At 72.6% G+C, this 17,707-nt stretch carries 20 protein-coding genes and 1 pseudogene; 9 read left to right on the plus strand and 12 right to left on the minus strand.

Annotated features, from left to right (window positions below):
- Positions 1 to 161: 161 nt before the first annotated feature.
- Complete coding sequence (locus E6U81_RS38715; protein WP_136234678.1) at positions 162 to 785, minus strand: TetR/AcrR family transcriptional regulator; 624 nt, start codon at positions 783 to 785, stop codon at positions 162 to 164.
- 125 nt (positions 786 to 910) lie between these two features.
- Between E6U81_RS38715 and E6U81_RS38720 the strand changes: the two genes are divergently transcribed.
- The 3 genes from E6U81_RS38720 (at position 911) to E6U81_RS38730 (ending at position 3,411) form a co-directional block, all read left to right on the plus strand.
- Positions 911 to 1,840 carry an alpha/beta fold hydrolase gene (locus tag E6U81_RS38720; RefSeq protein ID WP_136234679.1) on the plus strand — a complete coding sequence of 310 codons (930 nt, stop codon included), beginning with the start codon at positions 911 to 913 and terminating at the stop codon, positions 1,838 to 1,840.
- Positions 1,841 to 2,047: 207 nt separating this feature from the next.
- The gene (locus E6U81_RS38725; protein WP_136234680.1) at positions 2,048 to 2,698 is read left to right on the plus strand and encodes a hypothetical protein; all 651 of its coding nucleotides are present in this window, start codon (positions 2,048 to 2,050) and stop codon (positions 2,696 to 2,698) included.
- The gene (locus E6U81_RS38730) at positions 2,692 to 3,411 is read left to right on the plus strand and encodes a hypothetical protein (protein WP_136234681.1); all 720 of its coding nucleotides are present in this window, start codon (positions 2,692 to 2,694) and stop codon (positions 3,409 to 3,411) included. The genes E6U81_RS38725 and E6U81_RS38730 overlap by 7 nt, the downstream gene beginning before the upstream one ends.
- A gap of 14 nt (positions 3,412 to 3,425) precedes the next feature.
- Here the strand turns inward: E6U81_RS38730 and E6U81_RS38735 are convergent, their stop codons facing one another.
- A complete protein-coding gene (locus E6U81_RS38735) occupies positions 3,426 to 3,857 on the minus strand; it encodes a VOC family protein (RefSeq protein ID WP_136234682.1) in 432 nt (143 codons plus the stop codon).
- Positions 3,858 to 4,013: 156 nt separating this feature from the next.
- Here E6U81_RS38735 and E6U81_RS38740 point away from each other — a divergent pair, with 156 nt between their 5' ends.
- Positions 4,014 to 4,691 carry an HAD-IA family hydrolase gene (locus E6U81_RS38740; protein ID WP_136234683.1) on the plus strand — a complete coding sequence of 226 codons (678 nt, stop codon included), beginning with the start codon at positions 4,014 to 4,016 and terminating at the stop codon, positions 4,689 to 4,691.
- Between the two features lie 123 nt (positions 4,692 to 4,814).
- On the opposite strand, the gene E6U81_RS38745 is transcribed toward E6U81_RS38740, so the two are convergent.
- Positions 4,815 to 5,456 (minus strand): ScbR family autoregulator-binding transcription factor, encoded by a 642-nt coding sequence (locus E6U81_RS38745; protein WP_240804270.1) that lies wholly within the window; start codon positions 5,454 to 5,456, stop codon positions 4,815 to 4,817.
- Positions 5,457 to 5,732: 276 nt separating this feature from the next.
- On the opposite strand from E6U81_RS38745, the gene E6U81_RS38750 reads away from it, so the two are divergent.
- Entirely contained in the window at positions 5,733 to 6,905 is a 1,173-nt protein-coding gene (locus E6U81_RS38750; RefSeq protein ID WP_136234684.1) for an epoxide hydrolase family protein, read from the plus strand.
- A 37-nt stretch (positions 6,906 to 6,942) separates the two neighbouring features.
- Here E6U81_RS38750 and E6U81_RS38755 read toward each other — a convergent pair whose 3' ends face one another.
- Entirely contained in the window at positions 6,943 to 7,491 is a 549-nt protein-coding gene (locus tag E6U81_RS38755; protein ID WP_136234685.1) for a serine hydrolase, read from the minus strand.
- 153 nt (positions 7,492 to 7,644) lie between these two features.
- Here E6U81_RS38755 and E6U81_RS38760 point away from each other — a divergent pair, with 153 nt between their 5' ends.
- A complete protein-coding gene (locus E6U81_RS38760; RefSeq protein WP_136234686.1) occupies positions 7,645 to 8,223 on the plus strand; it encodes a suppressor of fused domain protein in 579 nt (192 codons plus the stop codon).
- Positions 8,224 to 8,235: 12 nt separating this feature from the next.
- On the opposite strand, the gene E6U81_RS38765 is transcribed toward E6U81_RS38760, so the two are convergent.
- Both E6U81_RS38765 and E6U81_RS38770 read right to left on the minus strand, forming a co-directional pair.
- Complete coding sequence (locus E6U81_RS38765; protein WP_136234687.1) at positions 8,236 to 8,892, minus strand: response regulator transcription factor; 657 nt, start codon at positions 8,890 to 8,892, stop codon at positions 8,236 to 8,238.
- Positions 8,889 to 9,848: a HAMP domain-containing sensor histidine kinase gene (locus E6U81_RS38770; protein WP_136234695.1), complete on the minus strand. Its 960-nt coding sequence runs from the start codon at positions 9,846 to 9,848 to the stop codon at positions 8,889 to 8,891. Before E6U81_RS38770 ends, E6U81_RS38765 begins: the two co-directional genes overlap by 4 nt.
- Before the next feature lie 312 nt (positions 9,849 to 10,160).
- Between E6U81_RS38770 and E6U81_RS38775 the strand changes: the two genes are divergently transcribed.
- Together E6U81_RS38775 and E6U81_RS38780 are read left to right on the plus strand one after the other, a co-directional pair.
- Positions 10,161 to 10,631 carry a TrkA C-terminal domain-containing protein gene (locus E6U81_RS38775; protein ID WP_031148166.1) on the plus strand — a complete coding sequence of 157 codons (471 nt, stop codon included), beginning with the start codon at positions 10,161 to 10,163 and terminating at the stop codon, positions 10,629 to 10,631.
- 4 nt (positions 10,632 to 10,635) lie between these two features.
- Positions 10,636 to 11,868 (plus strand): cation:proton antiporter, encoded by a 1,233-nt coding sequence (locus tag E6U81_RS38780; protein WP_136234688.1) that lies wholly within the window; start codon positions 10,636 to 10,638, stop codon positions 11,866 to 11,868.
- 21 nt (positions 11,869 to 11,889) lie between these two features.
- Here E6U81_RS38780 and E6U81_RS38785 read toward each other — a convergent pair whose 3' ends face one another.
- The 4 genes from E6U81_RS38785 to E6U81_RS38800 all read right to left on the minus strand — a co-directional run bounded on the left by E6U81_RS38785 (position 11,890) and on the right by E6U81_RS38800 (position 15,127).
- A complete protein-coding gene (locus tag E6U81_RS38785; RefSeq protein WP_136234689.1) occupies positions 11,890 to 12,129 on the minus strand; it encodes a hypothetical protein in 240 nt (79 codons plus the stop codon).
- A 255-nt stretch (positions 12,130 to 12,384) separates the two neighbouring features.
- On the minus strand, positions 12,385 to 13,683 hold the full coding sequence (locus tag E6U81_RS38790; RefSeq protein WP_240804271.1) for an LCP family protein: 1,299 nt from the start codon (positions 13,681 to 13,683) through the stop codon (positions 12,385 to 12,387).
- 140 nt (positions 13,684 to 13,823) lie between these two features.
- Positions 13,824 to 14,501, minus strand: coding sequence for a M15 family metallopeptidase (locus E6U81_RS38795; RefSeq protein WP_240804272.1), 678 nt, complete (start codon positions 14,499 to 14,501; stop codon positions 13,824 to 13,826).
- Positions 14,502 to 14,584: 83 nt separating this feature from the next.
- A complete protein-coding gene (locus tag E6U81_RS38800; RefSeq protein ID WP_136234691.1) occupies positions 14,585 to 15,127 on the minus strand; it encodes a MarR family winged helix-turn-helix transcriptional regulator in 543 nt (180 codons plus the stop codon).
- Between the two features lie 189 nt (positions 15,128 to 15,316).
- Here E6U81_RS38800 and E6U81_RS38805 point away from each other — a divergent pair, with 189 nt between their 5' ends.
- Positions 15,317 to 16,381 carry an alkene reductase gene (locus E6U81_RS38805; RefSeq protein ID WP_136234692.1) on the plus strand — a complete coding sequence of 355 codons (1,065 nt, stop codon included), beginning with the start codon at positions 15,317 to 15,319 and terminating at the stop codon, positions 16,379 to 16,381.
- Positions 16,382 to 16,831: 450 nt separating this feature from the next.
- Here E6U81_RS38805 and E6U81_RS38810 read toward each other — a convergent pair whose 3' ends face one another.
- Together E6U81_RS38810 and E6U81_RS38815 are read right to left on the minus strand one after the other, a co-directional pair.
- A complete protein-coding gene (locus E6U81_RS38810) occupies positions 16,832 to 17,311 on the minus strand; it encodes a lamin tail domain-containing protein (RefSeq protein ID WP_136234693.1) in 480 nt (159 codons plus the stop codon).
- A gap of 287 nt (positions 17,312 to 17,598) precedes the next feature.
- Positions 17,599 to 17,707, minus strand: a pseudogene (locus tag E6U81_RS38815) (IS5/IS1182 family transposase); the annotation flags it as partial.

Here is a 17,707-nt window from a genome sequence, read left to right on the forward strand (position 1 = left end):
TCCCGCGGCCGTGCCGAGGGCGACGACGAGCAGATGCTCGACCGCGCCGCGATGGAGTTCGGCACCGACTGACCCGCGGCGGGCCGCGGCCCGCCGCCGCGTCGGTGCCCCGCGCCGCACCGGCCGCCTCGACCGAGCGGTCGAGGCGGCCGGTGCGGCGTTCAGGTTTGTGCGCCCCGCCGCGCGGTGGTGAAGATCCGGTCCAGATGGTGGTGGAGCACCGCGACGGCCGACTCCGGCTGCCGCTGGCCCACGAGGATGCTGGTGCCCATGGTCGCCGTCATCGCGAGGAGGCTGATCGCCTCCGTGCGCGCGTCGGCGTCCGGATCGGCCAGGCCCGCCTCCTGGGCCTGCCGGATCAGGCCGGTCAGCGCGTTCTCGGCGGCATCCGGATTGTCGATGAACGGCTGGGCGGCGAGGGCGTCGTCCGTCACGGACAGGATCGAGTAGGAGCTGTAGAGGAGATGGAAGGTGCGGCTCTCCTCGTCGGTGGGCAGGGAGGCCAGGAGGATCGCCTCGATGGTCGCGCGCGGGCCGGGATCCGGGCCGACGGCGCTCAGGCGGGCCCCCACGCGGGCGGTGAAGCGGTCGGTGAGGTGCTGCAGCCCGTAGAAGAGCAGCTTCTCCTTGGTCTGGAAGTAGTACTGCACGAGCCGCAGTGACACGCCTGCCTCGGCCGCCACGTCCCGCATGCCGACGGCGTGCAGTCCGCGCCGTCCGGCGACCCGGACGAGCGCCTCGGCGATCTGCGTCCGCCGCTCCTCGTGGTCCACGCGCTTCGGCATGTGTCCTGTCTCCGCCCGTCGGTGCTGAGTGGGGGGTCGTCGCCCCCGGCCGTTTTGATGATACCGCCGTACCATTTTTATGGTACGTTCGTATTACGAAGAACGGATCTTCCCGGAGGTGCCCCGTGCCCCAGAACGCGACCCGACCCCGCGTGAGCCGCGACCTCGGCCACTACGTGAACGACACCCTGCGGGACCGGTACTTCGCCGCCTGCGACGCCCTCTACGCGATGGGCGCGCCCGCCCGCTCCGAGACGGACGTGGAGACGAGCTTCGGCACCACGCACGTCTACCGCTACGGCCCCACGGACCCGGCGGCCGAGTCCCGTACGCCCGTGGTCCTGATACACGGCTCGGGCGGCTGCTCCGCCCAGTGGTACCCCAACACCCGCGCCCTCAGCGCCGACCGCCCCGTCTACGCCCTCGACACCCCCGGCGACCCCGGCCGCAGCGTCCACCGCGAACCCATGTGGCAGCCCGAGCGCGCGGCACAGTGGCTGGACGAGGCCCTCGACGCGCTCGGCCTGGACAAGGTCCACCTGGTCGGCTCCTCGTACGGCGGCTGGCTGGTCATCAACCAGGTCCACCGCCGCCCCGGCCGGCTGGCCTCGGTCACGGCCCTCGACCCCGGCGGCCTGGAGAAGGTCGGCCTGCGCTTCTTCGTCTGGATCTTCGCCAGCCTCTTCGCCACCTACGCCCCCAAGGCGTGGCGCCCCCGCCTCGCCAAGTGGCTGGAACAGCCGGTGATCATCGTCCCCGAACTCCGCGCGATGATCCAGGCCGGCGTGCGGGCCTTCCGGATCCGCCGCCCCGCTCCGCTGCCGCTGTCGGACGCCGAACTGGCCTCCATCCGGACGCCGTTCTACCTGATCATGGGCAAGCGCAGCCTGCTCGTGCACCCGAAGCGGCAGCTGGAGCGCGTACCGCGCCTCATCCCCGGCGCCCGCGCCGAGGTCGTCGCCGCCACCGGCCACGGACCGCAGATCGACCACCCCGACCTGGTCAACGCCCGGATGCTGGCCTTCCTGGAGGACATCGACTCCCGCAACGCGTGACGGCCGATGTCAGACCCGCCCTTCAGCGTCGGTCTCCTGACACGACGTGAGGAGTCAACGGGTGGGGATCAACGAGTCGTCGGCGGTGGCGGCACTGTACCGCCTGGCGGACAAGCAGACCGTCGCAGGCCTGGTGCGATCCTGCGCGTCGAGACGCTCGAGCTCCTGAACTGCGGCTACCGTCGCCCCCGCCGCCTGACGGAGGCGGTGATCGCCTCCGGCGACCGCGAGTTGCAGGTGGCGCTGGCCCGCCACGCCGGCCTCTGCACGCCCGGCCAACGCCTGCGGCTGGCAGGGCTGGGCGTTCCCGAGATCGGCCGCGCCCTGTACGTGGCCGAGCGCTGGGCCCGTACCGGCAGCCGCGACGAGGTACGGATCGCCGTACTGGCGGCCGCCGACCCGGCGGACCCGGCCTGGCGGGCGCCGGGCGGACTGGTCGCCATGCTGCTCGGCGAGACCGGTCCCACGGACCTCGCGGCGGCGGTCCACGCCCCCTTCCCCGGTCTGGCGCTGCACGCTCTGCGCCACTGCGGCCGCGACCTGCCGCTCCCGATACTGCTCCGGGCCGCCCGCACCCTGCACGCCCGCGGCGGACCGGAGCAATTGACGGCTCTCGCCGCAATCGTCGAGGAGGAGGACGGGCTCGGCCACCCCGGGCTCGCCCCTCTCCTGCGCCGCGCCGCCCGTGTCCGGCATGGTTCCGGGCCCGGATCCGCGGCGTCGCTCCTTGCCGGGGACCCCTCGCCCACGGCCGAACTGCTCTACGCGGTCCGTGTGCACGGGGGAGGGGAGAGGGGCACCCACGTCCCGCCGGACTGGGACGGACCCACACGGAGGCCGGCCGTCCGCGCATGCTGATCCGGCTCTGGGAGCGCCACGGCCCGGAGGCGGTCCGATCGCTCATGGCCGAGGAGGCGTTCCCCGGCCGCGCCGCGGGAGCCGGGCACCCGCTGCCCGCCGCCACCCACAAGAACGCGGCGCAGGCCCTGGCCTCGCCCGACGGACCCGCCCTGCTCCGTACCCGGCTGGCCGCCGAGGAGGATCCCGTACGACTGACAGCCCTGCTGCGGCGGACCGCCGCCCGGACCGTCACCGAACGGGTACGCCACCTCGCGCAGGAGGGCACCGCGCCGCCCTGGCCGCAGCTCGTGGAGGCCCACACGGCCGATCCGCTGCCCGTGCACCTTCTGCGGGCCCTCGCCCAACAGCCCGACTGCCCGCGACGGCTGCTCCTGGAAGCGCTCGGCGCCGGTTCGATACACCGCGGCGACGACGGACCGTGGCTGGTGCCGGCGATGGAGGAGGCCCGCCTCACCCCGGCCGACATCCTCCGGCGATGCGGACCGGCCGCGGAGGCCGTCTCCCTCCTCGCCGGCGTCCACACCCACTGGCCCACCACCGAGGACCCGTGGTCGTACCGGGTGTACCGCGAGGCCCGTACCCTCACCCGGTCCCACCTCGGCACGTCCCCGGAGGACTGGACCCGGGCGGCCCGCCTCCTCCCGACCTTCCCCGGCCCCCTCCCGGCGCTCCTCACCGCGGCAACCGCCGACCCGGACTCGGCGGCCTGATCGCAGGCGCGCGGTCAGCGTTCGCTGAGGTCCGAGGGAGCCTCCTGAAGCACCCAGCTGTTGCCGTCAGGGTCGGTGAAGGAGAGGAAGGAGTTCCAGGTGCCGCCCTTGCCGTCCTCCCAGCCCGCGTCGCCGACGTGGCGGACGGGGGAGACGGACACCCCGCGCTCGGTCAGGGTCGCGTGGGCGGCGTCGATGTCGGTGACGCACATCTGCAGCCCGTGCAGGGTGCCCGGGGCCATGACCTGCGCGCCGGGCGGTGTCGGCATGCCCTCGAGCAGGGCGATGGAGCACCGGGAGCCGGGCGGCGTCAGCTGGATGACGCGCACTCCGGGGGCGACCTCGTCGTCGAGGTCGACTTCGAACCCGATCTTCTCGGCGTAGAACGCCTTCGCACGGTCCATGTCGGTGACGGGGACGGGGACGACTTCGATGGTCCAGTTCACGGGGGTCTCCTCGGAGACATCGGTGGGTTCGGTCGGCGCCTGTGGCGGGTCCACGGTTGCCGATGGCGGTCCCGGCGCGCACGTCGAAACGCCCGGAGCGCCTGACCGGGTTGCCCCGTGAACCATTGTTCGAGAGTGCGGTGGCATGATCGGGACGTGACAGCCGAACCAGCCCGCCCCGGAGCGAAGAAGTACGTCCTGTTCGACGTCGACGGCACGTTGGTCGATGCCGTGGACAACCAGCGCCGCATGTGGGGTGAATGGGCGCGGCGCCACGGACTGGATCCCGACGAGGTCCACCGGGTGGCGCTGCGCACGCGGCCGGTGGAGACCTTCGCCGAGGTCGCACCGGAGCGCGATCCCCGGCAGTGCCTCGCGGTGCTGCACGAGCTGGAGGACGAGGACGTGCGCTCGGGCACGTACGCGGCGTTCGACGGTGCGGCCGGGCTGCTGCAGGCCCTGCCGCCCGGGTCGTGGGCGCTCGTCACGTCGAACTACGAGCACCGCGTGCGCGGGCGGTTCGCCCGGACCGGCCTGCCCGTCCCGGAGGTCGTCGTCGACGCCGCCTCCGTGACCGAGGGCAAGCCCTCACCGGTGCCGTACCTGCTGGCCGCCGCCCGGCTGGGAGCCGACCCGCAGGACTGCCTGGTCATCGAGGACGCGCCGTCGGGGGTGCGCTCCGGGCTGCGCGCGGGGATGACGGTCTGGGGGGTCAACGGCCCCGTCGCGGTGGACGGAGTGCACCGCCACTTCGGGAGCCTGCGCGAAGCGGCCGAAGCCGTCCTCGCCTTCGTCCACGGCTCCGGACCCGCCTGGGCGGGGAGGCAGGTGTAGGCAGGTGCGTACGGGTGTGTGCGTGCGGGCAGGGCGGTCTCGCTCACGCCGTGGCGAGCACCCCCGTGGTTCGCCACGGCGTGTGCGAGGCCGCCCTGGTGCGGTGCGGTGCGGTGCGTGCGGTCAGCCGGCGGGTGCGCCGTACGACTGCGGCGTGCCCGTGGGATGGAAGCGGGCCATCCGGTTCGCCGGGACGATCGTGGGGAGGAGGAAGTTCCACAGGTCCGTGATACGGGTGTGGAGGTCCTGGCGGCGGGTGCGGACGTGCGAGGTGACCTGGATGCCGGTGAACGCTCCGACGAGGAGCGCCGAGAGGGCGCCCACGTCCAGCGTGGGGTGGATGTCACCGCCCTTCTGGGCCGGTGTCAGGCAGCCGCGGCAGGTGTCGATCCAGGCGTCGTAGGGGGTCGGGTCGGGGCTGGTGAAGGAGCCGAACTCGATGACCAGACGGATGCCGGCGCGGACGCGGACGTTGGTGCGCAGCCCGTGGGCCATCTGGTGGGTCAGGTCGATGACGGTCTGCAGCCCCGGGTTCTCGATCGCCGCAAGGTGCTCCGAGACCTGGAACTGTTCGTCCATCAGCGTGCGGGCGAGTGCCTGCTTGGACGGGAAGTGGAAGTAGAGGGCTCCCTTGGTGACTCCGGCGTGCTTGACGACGTCGCTGAGGCTGGTGCCCTCGAACCCGCAGTCGTCGAACGCGACGGCCGCGCCGTCGAGGATGGCCTGACGGGTGATCTCGGCCCGTTCCTGTCTGGCCCTCGCCACGTGGTGGTCCTCCCGGGTCGCTGTCGGTGGGGTGTCCGCTGCGGTGTGCCGTCAATGTAATCGGGTGACCTGAAAGAAAACCAGTCGGCAGGTACTTTTTTACGAGAAGGGGGAGGCGTTCGTGCTGTTGTGGTGCTCTTTGTACTGCTGCCACCTGGCGGGCGGTTGTGTCGCGAGGTCCGAACAGCAGCTGAAATACGCCTAGTTGAATGGCCGAGAGTTGCGCAGGGGCACCGGGTGAACAAGCAGGACCGGCCAACATCTAGCATCTGGACCATGGACGCTCCGGAGGCAGATCTGCAGGTGTTCCGGCTGGACGCGGATCAGCGCGAGCTGGACGATCTCGGTGCGCGGCTCGCGCGGGTCCGGTGGCCCGACGAACTGCCCGGGGTGGGGAGGTCCTACGGCCTTCCGCTGGATCGCGTACGGGAGCTCGTCACGTACTGGCGCGAAGGCTACGACTGGCGGGCCGCCGAAGCGCGGCTGAACGAATGGCCGCAGTTCACGACGGTCATCGACGGGACCCGCGTGCACTTCGCCCACGTGCGCTCGCCCGAGCCGGACGCGACGGCGCTGCTGATGACCCACGGCTGGCCCGGGTCGTTCGTGGAGTTCCAGCGGGTCGTCGGCCCGCTGACCGACCCCAGGGCGCACGGCGGCGACCCGGCCGACGCCTTCCACCTCGTACTGCCGAGCATCCCCGGCTTCGCACTGTCGGGCCCCACGACGCAGACCGGCTGGGAGTTCAAGCGGGTGGCCCGGGCCTTCGGGGTGCTGATGGAACGACTGGGGTACGGGGCCTACGGGGTGCAGGGCGGCGACTGGGGCGCCGCGATCTCCAGGGAGCTCGGGCGGATCCGGCCCGACCGCGTGACCGGGGTGCACCTGAACCTGCTGCCCGGCGGCGGGGCGACCACCGAACCGGACGAGGCCGAACTGGCCGGACTGCCCCCGGCCGAGCAGGATCTGACCCGCGCCTCCTGGGAGCGGTACCGGGACTGGGCGCGCGAACGCCAGGGGTACGCGGACATCCAGGCGACCCGGCCCCAGACCCTCGCCTACGCGCTGAACGACTCGCCGGTCGGCCTGCTCGCCTGGATCGCCGAGAAGTTCGACGAGTGGAGCGACCCGGGCTGTCCGGTGGACCGGGACCAGCTGCTGACGAACGTGATGCTGTACTGGCTGACCGGAACGGCGGGCAGCGCGGCGCGGATCTACTACGAGCGCGCCCACGCCGACTACGCGGGACGTCCGCCCGAGGTGTCGTCCACCCCGACCGCGCTGGCCGTGTTCCCCCATGACAACTTCATCCCGCTGCGGCACATCGCGGCGCGCACCGATGCGGTGGTGCGCTGGACCTCCTTCGACCGCGGCGGGCACTTCCCCGCGATGGAAGTGCCCGACCTGCTGGTGGGAGACGTAAGGGCGTTCTTCCGCAGTCGCCGGTGAGGGGAGGCCCGCCCGAGGTCCCGCCCGGCCGGTGCCGTCAGTTGCCGAAGGCGGCGAGGGCCAGGCGCAGCGAGACGGCCGGGGCGCCGCCGCCCGCGGGAGCGGACGAGGTCCCCGTCGAGTAGACGGCGCGGCGCGCGAGGTCGCGGGAGGCGAACACGCCACTGCGGTAGCCCGGGTCGGAGCCCGTCTTGCCCCACAGGACCGTGCCGTCGGGCAGTGGCACGGACATGAGGCCGACGCTGAAGCAGGCGGTGCCCCTGCCGGGCCCGGTGTTGCAGTTGGCGCCGCCGGCGTACGGCAGCGGCTTGCCGTCGGCGCCCGTCGGCACGGTGAACAGCTCCTCGGCCTGCGCGGGGCGCAGCAGCCGGCTGTCGAACAGGCCCGAGACGAAGCGGTCCAGGTCGCCCGTGGTGGACGTCATGCTGCCGCCGGACGTGCGGTCGTCCGGGCGTACGGCGATGGCATCGCGCAGCGCGGCACGGTCCAGCCGGCCGGCGGCGCCGGTGCCGGCGGCGGCGTGCGCGGGGGCGACGACCCCGACGGCCACGGCGGCGGTCAGTAACAGGGCGGCGGATCGGCGCAACGGGACACTCCATGCGGACGTCGGTGATCAACTCCTCCGAGTCTGCCGACCCGCCCCGCCCGCCTCCACGGGGTTCCCCCCCGACCCGACCCGACCCCGGACCCACCCCGACCCCGCCTCAGGGAATTCCCCCAGGTCTGGGAGGATCGCGCGGTGAGCGCAGCACTGCAGTCGGCCGCCGAAGCCGTCGAGTCCCATGTCCGGGCCTACTTCGAGGGGCACTCGGTCGAGGCCGTCGAGGGGGTCCTGGGACCGGAGCACCGGGACATGGTTCCCGGCCTGCGCGTCCTCGTCGTGGGTCCCGGCCCGCGCGCCGGCGGCTGGGCGTACGTGACCGCCGGCTGCTGGTCAGCGGCGGAGGAAGACGGTCAGGGGCTTGAGTTCATCATGACCGCGGGCGTACGCGACCGGCGGTTCATCGACCTCATGGGGATGATCGCCCGCTACCACTGCGGGGGTCACCGCCTCGACGTGGAGCACAGCCTGCCCATCGGCGAGCCGTGGACACCCGGTTCGACTTGCGACCAACTGCTCGTCAGCCTGCCGTATGCGCACGGACCCGAGCTCGAATACTGCCCGCTGCCCGCAGGACACGCCCGGGTGCTGTGGATCCTGCCCGTGACGAGCGCCGAGATCGAGTTTCGTCGGCGCCACGGGCATGAGGCGCTGGAACGGCTCTTCCACGAGGCGGGCATCGTCCCCACGGACCCGTACAGGGCCTCCGTCGTATGAGCACGCGGCCGGTCAGGGTTCGATGAGGCCGACGCGGATGGCGTAGCGGGTGAGCTCCAGGCGGTCGCGCAGGCCCAGTTTCTGCAGCAGGTTGGCGCGGTGGCGTTCGACCGTCTTGGCGCTGATCACGAGGAGGTCGCCGATCTCCTTCGAAGTGTGGCCCTCGGCGACGAGCTTCAGGATCTCCTCCTCGCGTTCCGTGATGGGCCGTGCCGGAAGGTCCTCGCCGGTGCGGGCGCGGTCGAGGTAGGTGCGGATCAGCGTGGTCTCGGCGCCGGGGTAGATGAAGGGCTCGTCGCGCAGGGCGGCACGGCAGGCCTCGACGAGATCCCGGTCGGCGACGGACTTCGGGACGTAGCCGCTGGCTCCGGCTCTGAGGGCCTCGAAGAAGTACTGCTCGTTGTCGTACATGGTCAGCATCAGGATCCGCAGCCCCGGCCGCAGCCGCGAGAGCTCGCGGGCGGCTTGCAGGCCCGTCTGGCGGGGCATCGCGATGTCGAGGATGGCCAGGTCCAGGCCGGGGTCCTCGCGGGCCAGGAGGACGGCGTCCGCGCCGTCGTCGGCCTCGGCGACGACGGTCAGGTCCGCTTCGGCGTCGAGGATGAGCCGTACGCCGCTGCGGACGAGGGCGTGGTCGTCGGCGAGCAGGATGCGGGCCGGTGCGGTCATGAGCTGGATCCCCCGTGTTGGTCTGCAGTGACGTTCAGGCACACATCGGTGCCGCCGCCCGGCCCGGCCCCGACGAGCAGTTCGGCGTCGATCAGCAGGACGCGCTCCCGCATCCCGCGGATACCGGCACCCTCCGGGGCGCTGCCCAGCCCCCGGCCGTCGTCGCGGACCAGCAGCGACGTACCCCCGCCCGGCACCGGACGCAGGTGCACCTCCACGCGGGTCGCCCCCGAGTGTCGGGCGGCGTTGGTCAGCCCCTCCTGCGCGACGCGGTACAGCACGAGCTCCGTGGCCGCGTCCAGGGCCGACAGGCCCGGCGTGATGTGGGCGCTGACGCTCAGCCGGGACGTGGTGAACTCCGCGGCCAGCGAGCGCAGGGCGCTGTGCAGGCCGAGTTCCTCCAGGACCCCCGGACGCAGCCGCCGCGCGATGCGCCGGATCTCGTCGAGGCTCGCCCGGGTGGTCTCCTGCGCCTGGTGGAGATCGGCGCGCACCGGCTCGGGGATCCGGTCGGCGGCGTGCTTGATCTGGAGGAGGACCGCGGTCAGGGTCTGCCCGACCTCGTCGTGGAGTTCCTGCGCGATGCGCTGGCGCTCGTCCTCCAGCGCGGACAGGACCCGTCCGCTGCTCGTGGCCCGTTCCGCTTCCAGCCGGTCCAGCATCGTGTTGAACGTCCCGGTCAGCTCGGCGATCTCACCCTGGCCCGTGACCTGCGGCCGGACGCCCGGCTTCAGCAGGTCGACGGTGGCCATCGCCCGGCTCAGCCGCCCCAGCGGGGCCAGCCCGATCCGCAGCAGTACCGCGTTCAGGACGAGCATCGCCACCAGCCCGGCCACCAGCACGATCGCCTCGCCGAACAGCACCGGCGTCGACACCGTGACCGGTCCGAAGAGCAACAGCACCGCGACGACGAGCACGGCGGCGTTCAGCAGGAAGATCCGCCAGTACAACGACAACGACATGGCCACGCCCCTTTCCGGCCCGGTGCCTCCCGTCCCCATCCCGTCCCATCCATGGTCCCCGACCCGACCCGACCCGACCCGAGCCGTCCCTGCACGCTCTGACCTGCGGCGGAACCCACTTCCCCGCCCCATCCTCGCCAGCCGGGCCGGTCCCTGTCCATCCGTGCCGACACCCATATTCCGGTCATTGCAAACATGGCAGCATGAACCCCGCCGCGCCGGTTCCGCCTGCCGGGATCCGCCGCGTGCCGCACCACCGTCACAAGGCTCACAACACGAGGGGGATGGGCTGTGCCTGCTCCACGGATGCGTACGACGCCGCTGCCCGGCATCGGCGTCCAGTACGACCTCACCACCCGCGAACACCGCAACCTGTCGGTCATCGCCCACCGGGACGGGACCCGCACGGTCAGCCTGTACCGGGCGGACGATCCGGATGCCTGCGCCGAGTCGCTGCACCTGACGGGGCCGGAGACGGCCTCGCTGATCGACGCGCTGATGCCGGCGCACCACAGCCCGAACGTCCTGCACACCACCGACCTGGGACTGGTCGCCGAGCGCGTCGAACTCTCCGCGCACTCGCACTGGAACGGCCGCGTGCTGGGCGAGACCCGCATGCGCACCGAGACCGGCGTCTCGGTCGTGGCCGTGCTGCGGCGGGCCGAGGCCCGTCCCTCCCCGGCCCCCGACTTCCGCCTGGCCGGCGGTGACACCCTCATCCTGATCGGCACCCGCGAGGGCGTGGACGCCGCCGCGGCGATACTCGGCAGGGAGTGATCGCGTGCACTCTGCCGTCTTCCTCATCGAGTTCGGAGCGATCATCCTCGGACTGGGCCTCCTGGGCCGGGTCGCGGGCCGCCTGAAGTTCTCGCCCATACCCCTGTACCTGCTCGCCGGGCTGGCCTTCGGCACCGGCGGCCTCCTGCCGCTGGGCGCGAGCGAGGAGTTCGTCGCCATCGGCGCGGAGATCGGCGTCATCCTCCTGCTGCTGATGCTGGGTCTGGAGTACACCGCCAGCGACCTCGTCTCCAACCTCAAGACCCAGTACCCCGCGGGGATCGTCGACTTCACCCTCAACGCCCTGCCCGGCGCCGCCGCGGCCCTGCTGCTGGGGTGGGGGCCGGTCGCCGCCGTCGTCCTCGCCGGCGTCACCTGGATCTCCTCCTCCGGCGTCATCGCCAAGGTCATGGGAGACCTCGGCCGGCTCGGCAACCGCGAGACCCCGGTCATCCTCAGCATCCTGGTCCTCGAAGACCTGGCCATGGCCGTCTACCTCCCGATCATCACCGCCCTGCTCGCCGGAGTGAGCCTGGCGGCGGGCAGCCTCACCCTCGCCATCGCCCTCGGCGTCGCGGGCGCGGTCCTGTTCGTCGCCGTCCGCTACGGCCGGCTCATCTCCCGCTTCGTCTCCAGCGACGACCCGGAGAAGCTGCTGCTCGTGGTCCTCGGCCTGACCCTGCTGGTGGCGGGCATCGCCCAACAGCTCCAGGTGTCCGCCGCGGTCGGGGCGTTCCTGGTCGGGATCGCCCTGTCCGGCGAGGTCGCCGAGGGCACCCACACGCTGCTCAGCCCGCTGCGGGACCTGTTCGCCGCCGTGTTCTTCGTGTTCTTCGGCCTGCACACCGACCCGGCGAGCATCCCGCCGGTCCTGCTGCCCGCGCTCGCCCTCGCGGTCGTCACCGCCGGTACGAAGATCGCCACCGGTTACTGGGCGGCCAAGCGGGCCGGTATCGGCGTCAAGGGCCGCTGGCGGGCGGGCGGCACGCTCGTGGCCCGCGGCGAGTTCTCCATCGTCATCGCCGGACTCGCCGTCACCGCCGGCATCGAACCGGCGCTGGGTCCGCTCGCCACCGCCTACGTCCTCATCCTCGTCGTCATCGGGCCGCTGACCGCCCGCTACACGCAGCCCCTCGCGGCCTGGTTCGCCGAACGCCGACGCACGGGTGACGGCTCCGCCGACCCGGCGCCGGAAACCGCTGCGGCCCTGCCGGAACCGGCCTCCCGGGAGCGCTGAGACAGGGCGCGACGTCCCGCCTCACGGCAGCCGTCCGCGGTCCCGGCCGGCCGTGCCGGAGCGGATGACCGCCACCGCGGCAGCGATCAGACCGGCCGCGAGCAGCAGGCCGTGGGGCAGGACGGCGCCGACGACGGCCGCGGCGAGGGCGGCGGCCAGGGTGAGGGCCAGAGCGGCCCCCGGCCTGCCCGGCGGGCCCTTGCCCGGAGTGCGCCCGAGTGCGGCCCGCGGTGCGTGGGTGTCGTCGTCGCGGTGGGGCATCGCCGCTCCTCTCGTGCCGGGGCGCGCCCGCTTGCGTCGGAGGGCATCGCGTACGGACAACGCCGTTACCTGTGCGACCCGCTGGGGCCAAGGCCAAGGCCAAGGCCAAGGCCGCGGCGGCGGCCGAGGCAGAGTCGGGGGCGCAGGCGCTCCGGCTCGACACCCCTCCCGCAACGGGAGTCTTCCTCCACCCCCACCATCACCCGGGACGCCCGCCTCGCACATCGGGCCTGGCACCCATCTTTGCGACCCGCGTCACGAGCGGGCCGGCACCGGTCCCGGCGCCTCGGCACAGCGCAGGCGGTCCCCGGTCACGGGGGCGCCGTCGGCAATGTTGCGGTCGTAGGTGACGGTCTTGACCTGCACCGGTTCCGCCCCGACGGCGACGTCGAAGAACGCGTCGTGTCCGGGAACGGCTTCCGGCCGGGAGCCGGGCAGCGCCGCCGCGAGGGTCGCCGCGTGCTCCTCCTGGCCGGGGGCGTACCGGATGACCGGCGGGCCCGCCGGGCGCACGGGCGGCGCGGACGAGGAGGTGTCGGTGACGACGAAGCCGTTGCGGCGCAGGGCCGCGGCCACGGTGGCGTCGTCCACCCGGACCGCGACGGCCGCGGGGTTGGTCGGCGCCGGGGTTTGCGCGACGGGCTGGATCCGGGTGTCGCCGGTGATCGGGCGGTCCGCGCCCAGGGCTTCCCACAACGCTGCGGACCGGGCCTCGTCCCACACGAGGGTGGAGCCCACCCCCGGCACGCGGTGGTCGAAGAGCCGGATCGGGACCGTGGCGAACTCGGTCCGGTCAGCGCGCAGACGGCCCAGCGCCCAGCCGATGCCGATCAGGTCGCCCGGACCCGTGCGCGCGTCGGTGCGCACGGTCCTCAGCAGGGTGTGTACGGTCCGCGCCGTGCGTACGGGGCTGGCCAGGGCGCCCTCCAGGGAGAGGCGGGCCAGCAGGTCGTTGACCACCCGCTGCTGGCGGCGGACGCGGCCCAGGTCGCCCGGCCGGAGGTTGACGTGCCGGGCCCGGGCGTAGCGCAGTGTCGTGTTGCCGTCGGTGTGGTGGCGGCCGGCGCCGATGTCCAGGCCGGAGTTCTCGTCCGTGAGCGGTCTGTCCGTGCACACGGTTGCGCCGCCGAGGTTGTCGACGGTCTGCTCGAAGCCCGCGAAACCTGTCTCCAGGTAGTGGTCGACGTGGAGACCGGTCGCCTTCTCGACGGTGGCGACCGTGAGCGGGCCGCCGCCGAGGGCGAACGCACCGTTGATCTTGCCGCTGCGCGCGGGTGCGGCGGTGACGGCGTACTCGACGTAGGAGTCGCGCGGGATGGAGACGATGCTCGCACGGTGCCGGTCCTCGGACAGGTGCACGAGCATCATGACATCGGTGCAGTTGCACCCTTTCCCGCCCACGTGCAGCCGGTTCTTCTCGGCCCTGGAGAGTCCCGCGCGGCTGTCGATGCCCACGATCAGGATGTTCGTGCCCCGACCGCCGCCCGCCGCGGCCGCGGGCTGGGCCGATACGGCCTGCGGGCCCACGAGGGATCCGCAGGAAAGGGCGGTCACGCAGGCGAGAGCAACGGCGAGTCGACGCAACGCAAATCCCCCAAACGGGATGGATTATCTCAAAGTGTGACTGTAGGGTGCGTCGGTTGCGGAGCCGTCGTGTACACGCCGGTGTCACCCGCGCGGCGGGCCCGCGGGCCCTACTCGCCGTTGGCGGAGAAGTGCTGGTAGTCCGGGTTGGCCCAGCGGCCGCCCCACTGCCAGCCCACCCCGCGGAAGGCCGAGGTGACGGCGTCGCCCGGATGGATCTGACCCGTTCGGGACGGAGACCGTCGCAAGTGGGCGCGCGCCTCCGGCGGATGGACGACCCCGTTGATGTCGACGTAGGGGTTCTCCAGGGGGTTGATGTCGACCGCGTCGCCCCACGCGTGCTGTGACAGGCGCCGGGGATCGCCGGTCACCGGGCGGCAGTTGAAGGCCGACGTATTGTCGTCGGCCATGGCCTGCGCGTCGTCGCGGTACTCGGCCATCACGCGCATCCGGCGGATCGGGAACCGCGCCTCGAAGGCGCGCTCGAAGACGTGCAGGACGGGGCCGACGGCGTTCTCGTGGACGACCATCTCACCCGCGTGGGCGCGGCCGTCGAAACCCCAGTGGTTCATCCGGACCAGCCGGAGCCGCTCCGGAGGGACCGGGCAGCCCGCCCGGTGGGAGGCGCCCAGCTTGTCCTGCGGCACCGCCGTGACGCGCGCTGTGAACCGGGCCGGCGGGTCGGGCGGTCCGGCCGGCAGGCGCGGCGGGGCAGCCTGCGTGGAGCAGGCCAGTGCGGCCGCGCACAAGGCGGTCGTCACGGCCGCGGCCGCGGTGGTGTGGCGCACGGGACAACGCTACGGCGAGCGCCGCGGGCGGGCATGCCGGGCGCGACCGGGCGGAAGGCCCGCGCCGGCGGGCCCTCCGGTGCTCAGCAGTCGTTCGGAGCCTTGTACGCCGTCTCGCACTCGGCGTCGCCGCCCCGGGCGACCGCCGTGCACAGGGAGCCCTCCACCTTGCCCAGCAGGCGGCCCAGCTCGGCACGCTCGGCCTCGTCCAGGCCGTCCAGGGTCTGGCGCTCCAGTTCGCCCCACGCCCTGCTCACCTCGGTGAAGAGCCGGCAGCTCGCCTCCGTGACCTCGACCAGGGACGCCCGCCGGTCCGCGGGGTCGGGACGCCGCCGTACGTGACCGGACTGTTCGAGGCGCTGGAGCATCTTGGTCACCGTGGACGGGTCGAGCCCGACGGCCTTGATCAGCTCCGACTGGCGCACGGCCCCGCTGTCCCACAGGTGCATCATCAGGAACTCCTGGCCCGGATGCAGCCCCAGGTCCCGCAGCAGGCGGCCCGCGATGATCCGATGGAGTCGGGCCACTCGGCTGATCGCATGGCTCACCGGCCCGTCCAGCACGGCGCTGGGCACCGCCGCGCACTGCGTGGGCGTGCGCGTCTCCTGGGCGGTTTCCGGGGTCATGGAGCGCTCCTCCTGCGTCGGGTACGGCGGGGTCCGGTGGGCGGGGCTGCGCCCGGACCGTCGTCCGCTCCGTCGATTTTACCCGCTGTCCAGATTTTACCTTGGCCGACCAAGTAATGGAGTACGCTGCATCTCGAAGCCATTGATTGGCCGACCAATTATCTGACCTGCTATCTGTGTGAGGCGAAAATGACCAGCGCTTTCGACCCGGTCCGCGTGGCCGGCAGCACCCTGTCGAACCGGATCGCCCTGGCTCCGATGACCCGCAGCCGCGCGGGCGAGCGCGGTGTGGCCACCCCGCTCGTCGCCGAGTACTACACCCAGCGCGCCTCGGCCGGTCTGATCATCAGCGAGGGTGTCCAGCCCTCCGTCGTCGGACAGGGCTACCCCTTCACGCCCGGCCTGCACAGTGCCGAGCAGGTCGCCGCCTGGCGCGAGGTCACCGACTCCGTCCACGCGGCCGGCGGGCGGATCTTCGCCCAGCTGATGCACTCCGGCCGCATCGGCCACCCCTCGCTGCTGCCCGGCGGGCTCGTCCCGGTGGCCCCGTCGGCGGTCGCCCCGGCCGGCCAGCTGTTCACCGGCGAGGGCATGAAGGACTTCGTGACCCCGCGCGAACTGACCGGCGACGAGGTGCGGGCGACCATCGCCGACTATGCCGAGGCCGCCGGCAACGCCATCGAGGCGGGCTTCGACGGAGTGGAGCTGCACGGGGCCAACGGCTACCTGATCCACCAGTTCCTGGCCCCCGGCTCGAACCTGCGCACCGACGAGTGGGGCGGCCCGGCGGAGAACCGCATCCGCTTCGCGGTCGAGGTGGTCAAGGCGGTCGCCGCCGCGATCGGCGCCGAGCGCACGGCGCTGCGCGTCTCGCCCGGGAACCCGTACAACGACATCTCCGAGCCCGACCCGCAGCCCGTGTACGAGGCGCTGGTCAAGGAGATCGACGGACTGGGGCTGGCCTACCTGCACGTGCTGGAGTACGGCCCCGAGGTGCGGGAGACCACCCTCGCCCTGCGCAAGCAGTTCTCGGGGCTCCTCGTGCTGAACCCGGCCACGGAGGGCCCGACCGACCACCGGGCCCTCGCGCTGATCGAGGACGGCACCGCCGACCTCGTCGCCTTCGGCGCCCTCTTCCTGGCCAACCCGGACCTGCCGGACCGCCTGCGCACCGAAGGCCCGTACAACACCCCGGACGTGTCCACCTTCTTCGGCGGCGACGCCCGCGGATACACGGACTACCCGACCCTCTAGTGCTGTGACCGGAAAGGTTCACCGTGTCGCGGCGCCCGGCACGGCACCTCGCCGCGTTGTCGAACCACGCGAGTACGTCCGGTACGGGCCGTGGCCCTCCGCCTTGCGATCCACCGCACCGGACACCGCGACCCGGCAAACCTTTCCGGCCACAGCACTGGACGATGTCGGCGAAGCCCCTGCCCGCCCTTGCCGGCACACCGGGCCCGCCGGGCGGGAAGAAGCGCTCGCCGCAGGCGACCGGGGCTACGGGCCGCCGAGATACCCGGCCCCGGGCCGGGTGCGGCTCGCCGCCGACGCCCTGCGCCGGACCACGTGCGACCGGCTGATCCTGGGAGTCGCCGGACTCTCCGGAATGGGCCCGCGACCTGTTCACGCTCCTGGCGGACTGTGCCTGCCGGTGACGGCGGGGGACCGCCCCGCCGTCAGCATGGGCAAGCCCTTCCTGTGTCAGCCGCGGTGCTGGTGTCCGCGGCGGCCCCAGGACTCGGTGTCGACGACGTTGCCGCGGTTGTCGCGGAGGGTGGCGGTGTCGCGGTCGTTCCAGACCTGCCGGCTGCGGTCCTGGTAGAGGTCGTGGCGGGTGTCGCGGCCCTGTCCGGTGTGGACCTTGACGGCGGAGCGGCCGTCCAGGCGGAAGTCGGGGAAGCGGTAGCGGTTGCCCTGCTGGTCGGTGAGGGTGTAGCCGCGGAGGTTGACGCTGCTGCGGCCGGTGTTCTTGATCTCGACCCATTCGCGGTTGAGGGCGCGGTTGGAGCGGTCGCGGTTGGGGCTGTCGTACTGGACGTCGCCGATGACGAGGGCGGAGTGCCGGCCGCGCTGGTCGCGGCGGTGGTCGTCGGCCGCGGCGGGCAGGGCGGCGGCACCGAGGAGGGTGCCGGCGGCCAGGAGGGCGGCGAGAGCGCGGCGGGTGGCGAGGGAAGCGGACATGGAGGATGGACCCCTTCGACTTCAACGGGCGGCCCCGACCGGTGACATGCACCCGCACACGTACGGGTGCGGACGCGTCCCGGTCTGGCCTGAAACGGTTCCCGGCGTATGGCCGAGGAGCCACACTCTGGCCCCGGATCGCGACGATTTACCGCACATAATTCTCGTGTTGCTCAATCCCGACATATCCATAACTCTCCCGTGTGACAAGCGATTCGGAGAGTAGCGCTCCCCTCACATTCCGTGATCGGGGCGCCGGTGAGACGGCCTAGGTTCTGTCCGGCGGATCATGCGCGGAGCCAGAGTCTGATGGCTGCTGTGGTGATGGTGCCGTGGAAAACGTAGGCGCGTTTGTCGTAGCGGGTGGCGACGGCCCGGTGGTGTTTGAGCCGGTTG

This window comes from Streptomyces sp. A0592 (assembly GCF_004795115.1).
Lineage (GTDB): Bacteria > Actinomycetota > Actinomycetes > Streptomycetales > Streptomycetaceae > Streptomyces > Streptomyces erythrochromogenes.

Bases quoted from the DNA above. Each gene is read 5' to 3' on its own strand.
- E6U81_RS38730 (WP_136234681.1), top strand. From the start codon at position 2,692: ATGCTGATCCGGCTCTGGGAGCGCCACGGCCCGGAGGCGGTCCGATCG.
- E6U81_RS38810 (WP_136234693.1), bottom strand. From the start codon at position 17,311: ATGTCCGCTTCCCTCGCCACCCGCCGCGCTCTCGCCGCCCTCCTGGCC.
- E6U81_RS38715 (WP_136234678.1), bottom strand. From the start codon at position 785: ATGCCGAAGCGCGTGGACCACGAGGAGCGGCGGACGCAGATCGCCGAG.
- E6U81_RS38775 (WP_031148166.1), top strand. From the start codon at position 10,161: ATGCGTACGACGCCGCTGCCCGGCATCGGCGTCCAGTACGACCTCACC.
- E6U81_RS38805 (WP_136234692.1), top strand. From the start codon at position 15,317: ATGACCAGCGCTTTCGACCCGGTCCGCGTGGCCGGCAGCACCCTGTCG.
- E6U81_RS38800 (WP_136234691.1), bottom strand. From the start codon at position 15,127: ATGACCCCGGAAACCGCCCAGGAGACGCGCACGCCCACGCAGTGCGCG.
- E6U81_RS38765 (WP_136234687.1), bottom strand. From the start codon at position 8,892: ATGACCGCACCGGCCCGCATCCTGCTCGCCGACGACCACGCCCTCGTC.
- E6U81_RS38750 (WP_136234684.1), top strand. From the start codon at position 5,733: ATGGACGCTCCGGAGGCAGATCTGCAGGTGTTCCGGCTGGACGCGGAT.
- E6U81_RS38785 (WP_136234689.1), bottom strand. From the start codon at position 12,129: ATGCCCCACCGCGACGACGACACCCACGCACCGCGGGCCGCACTCGGG.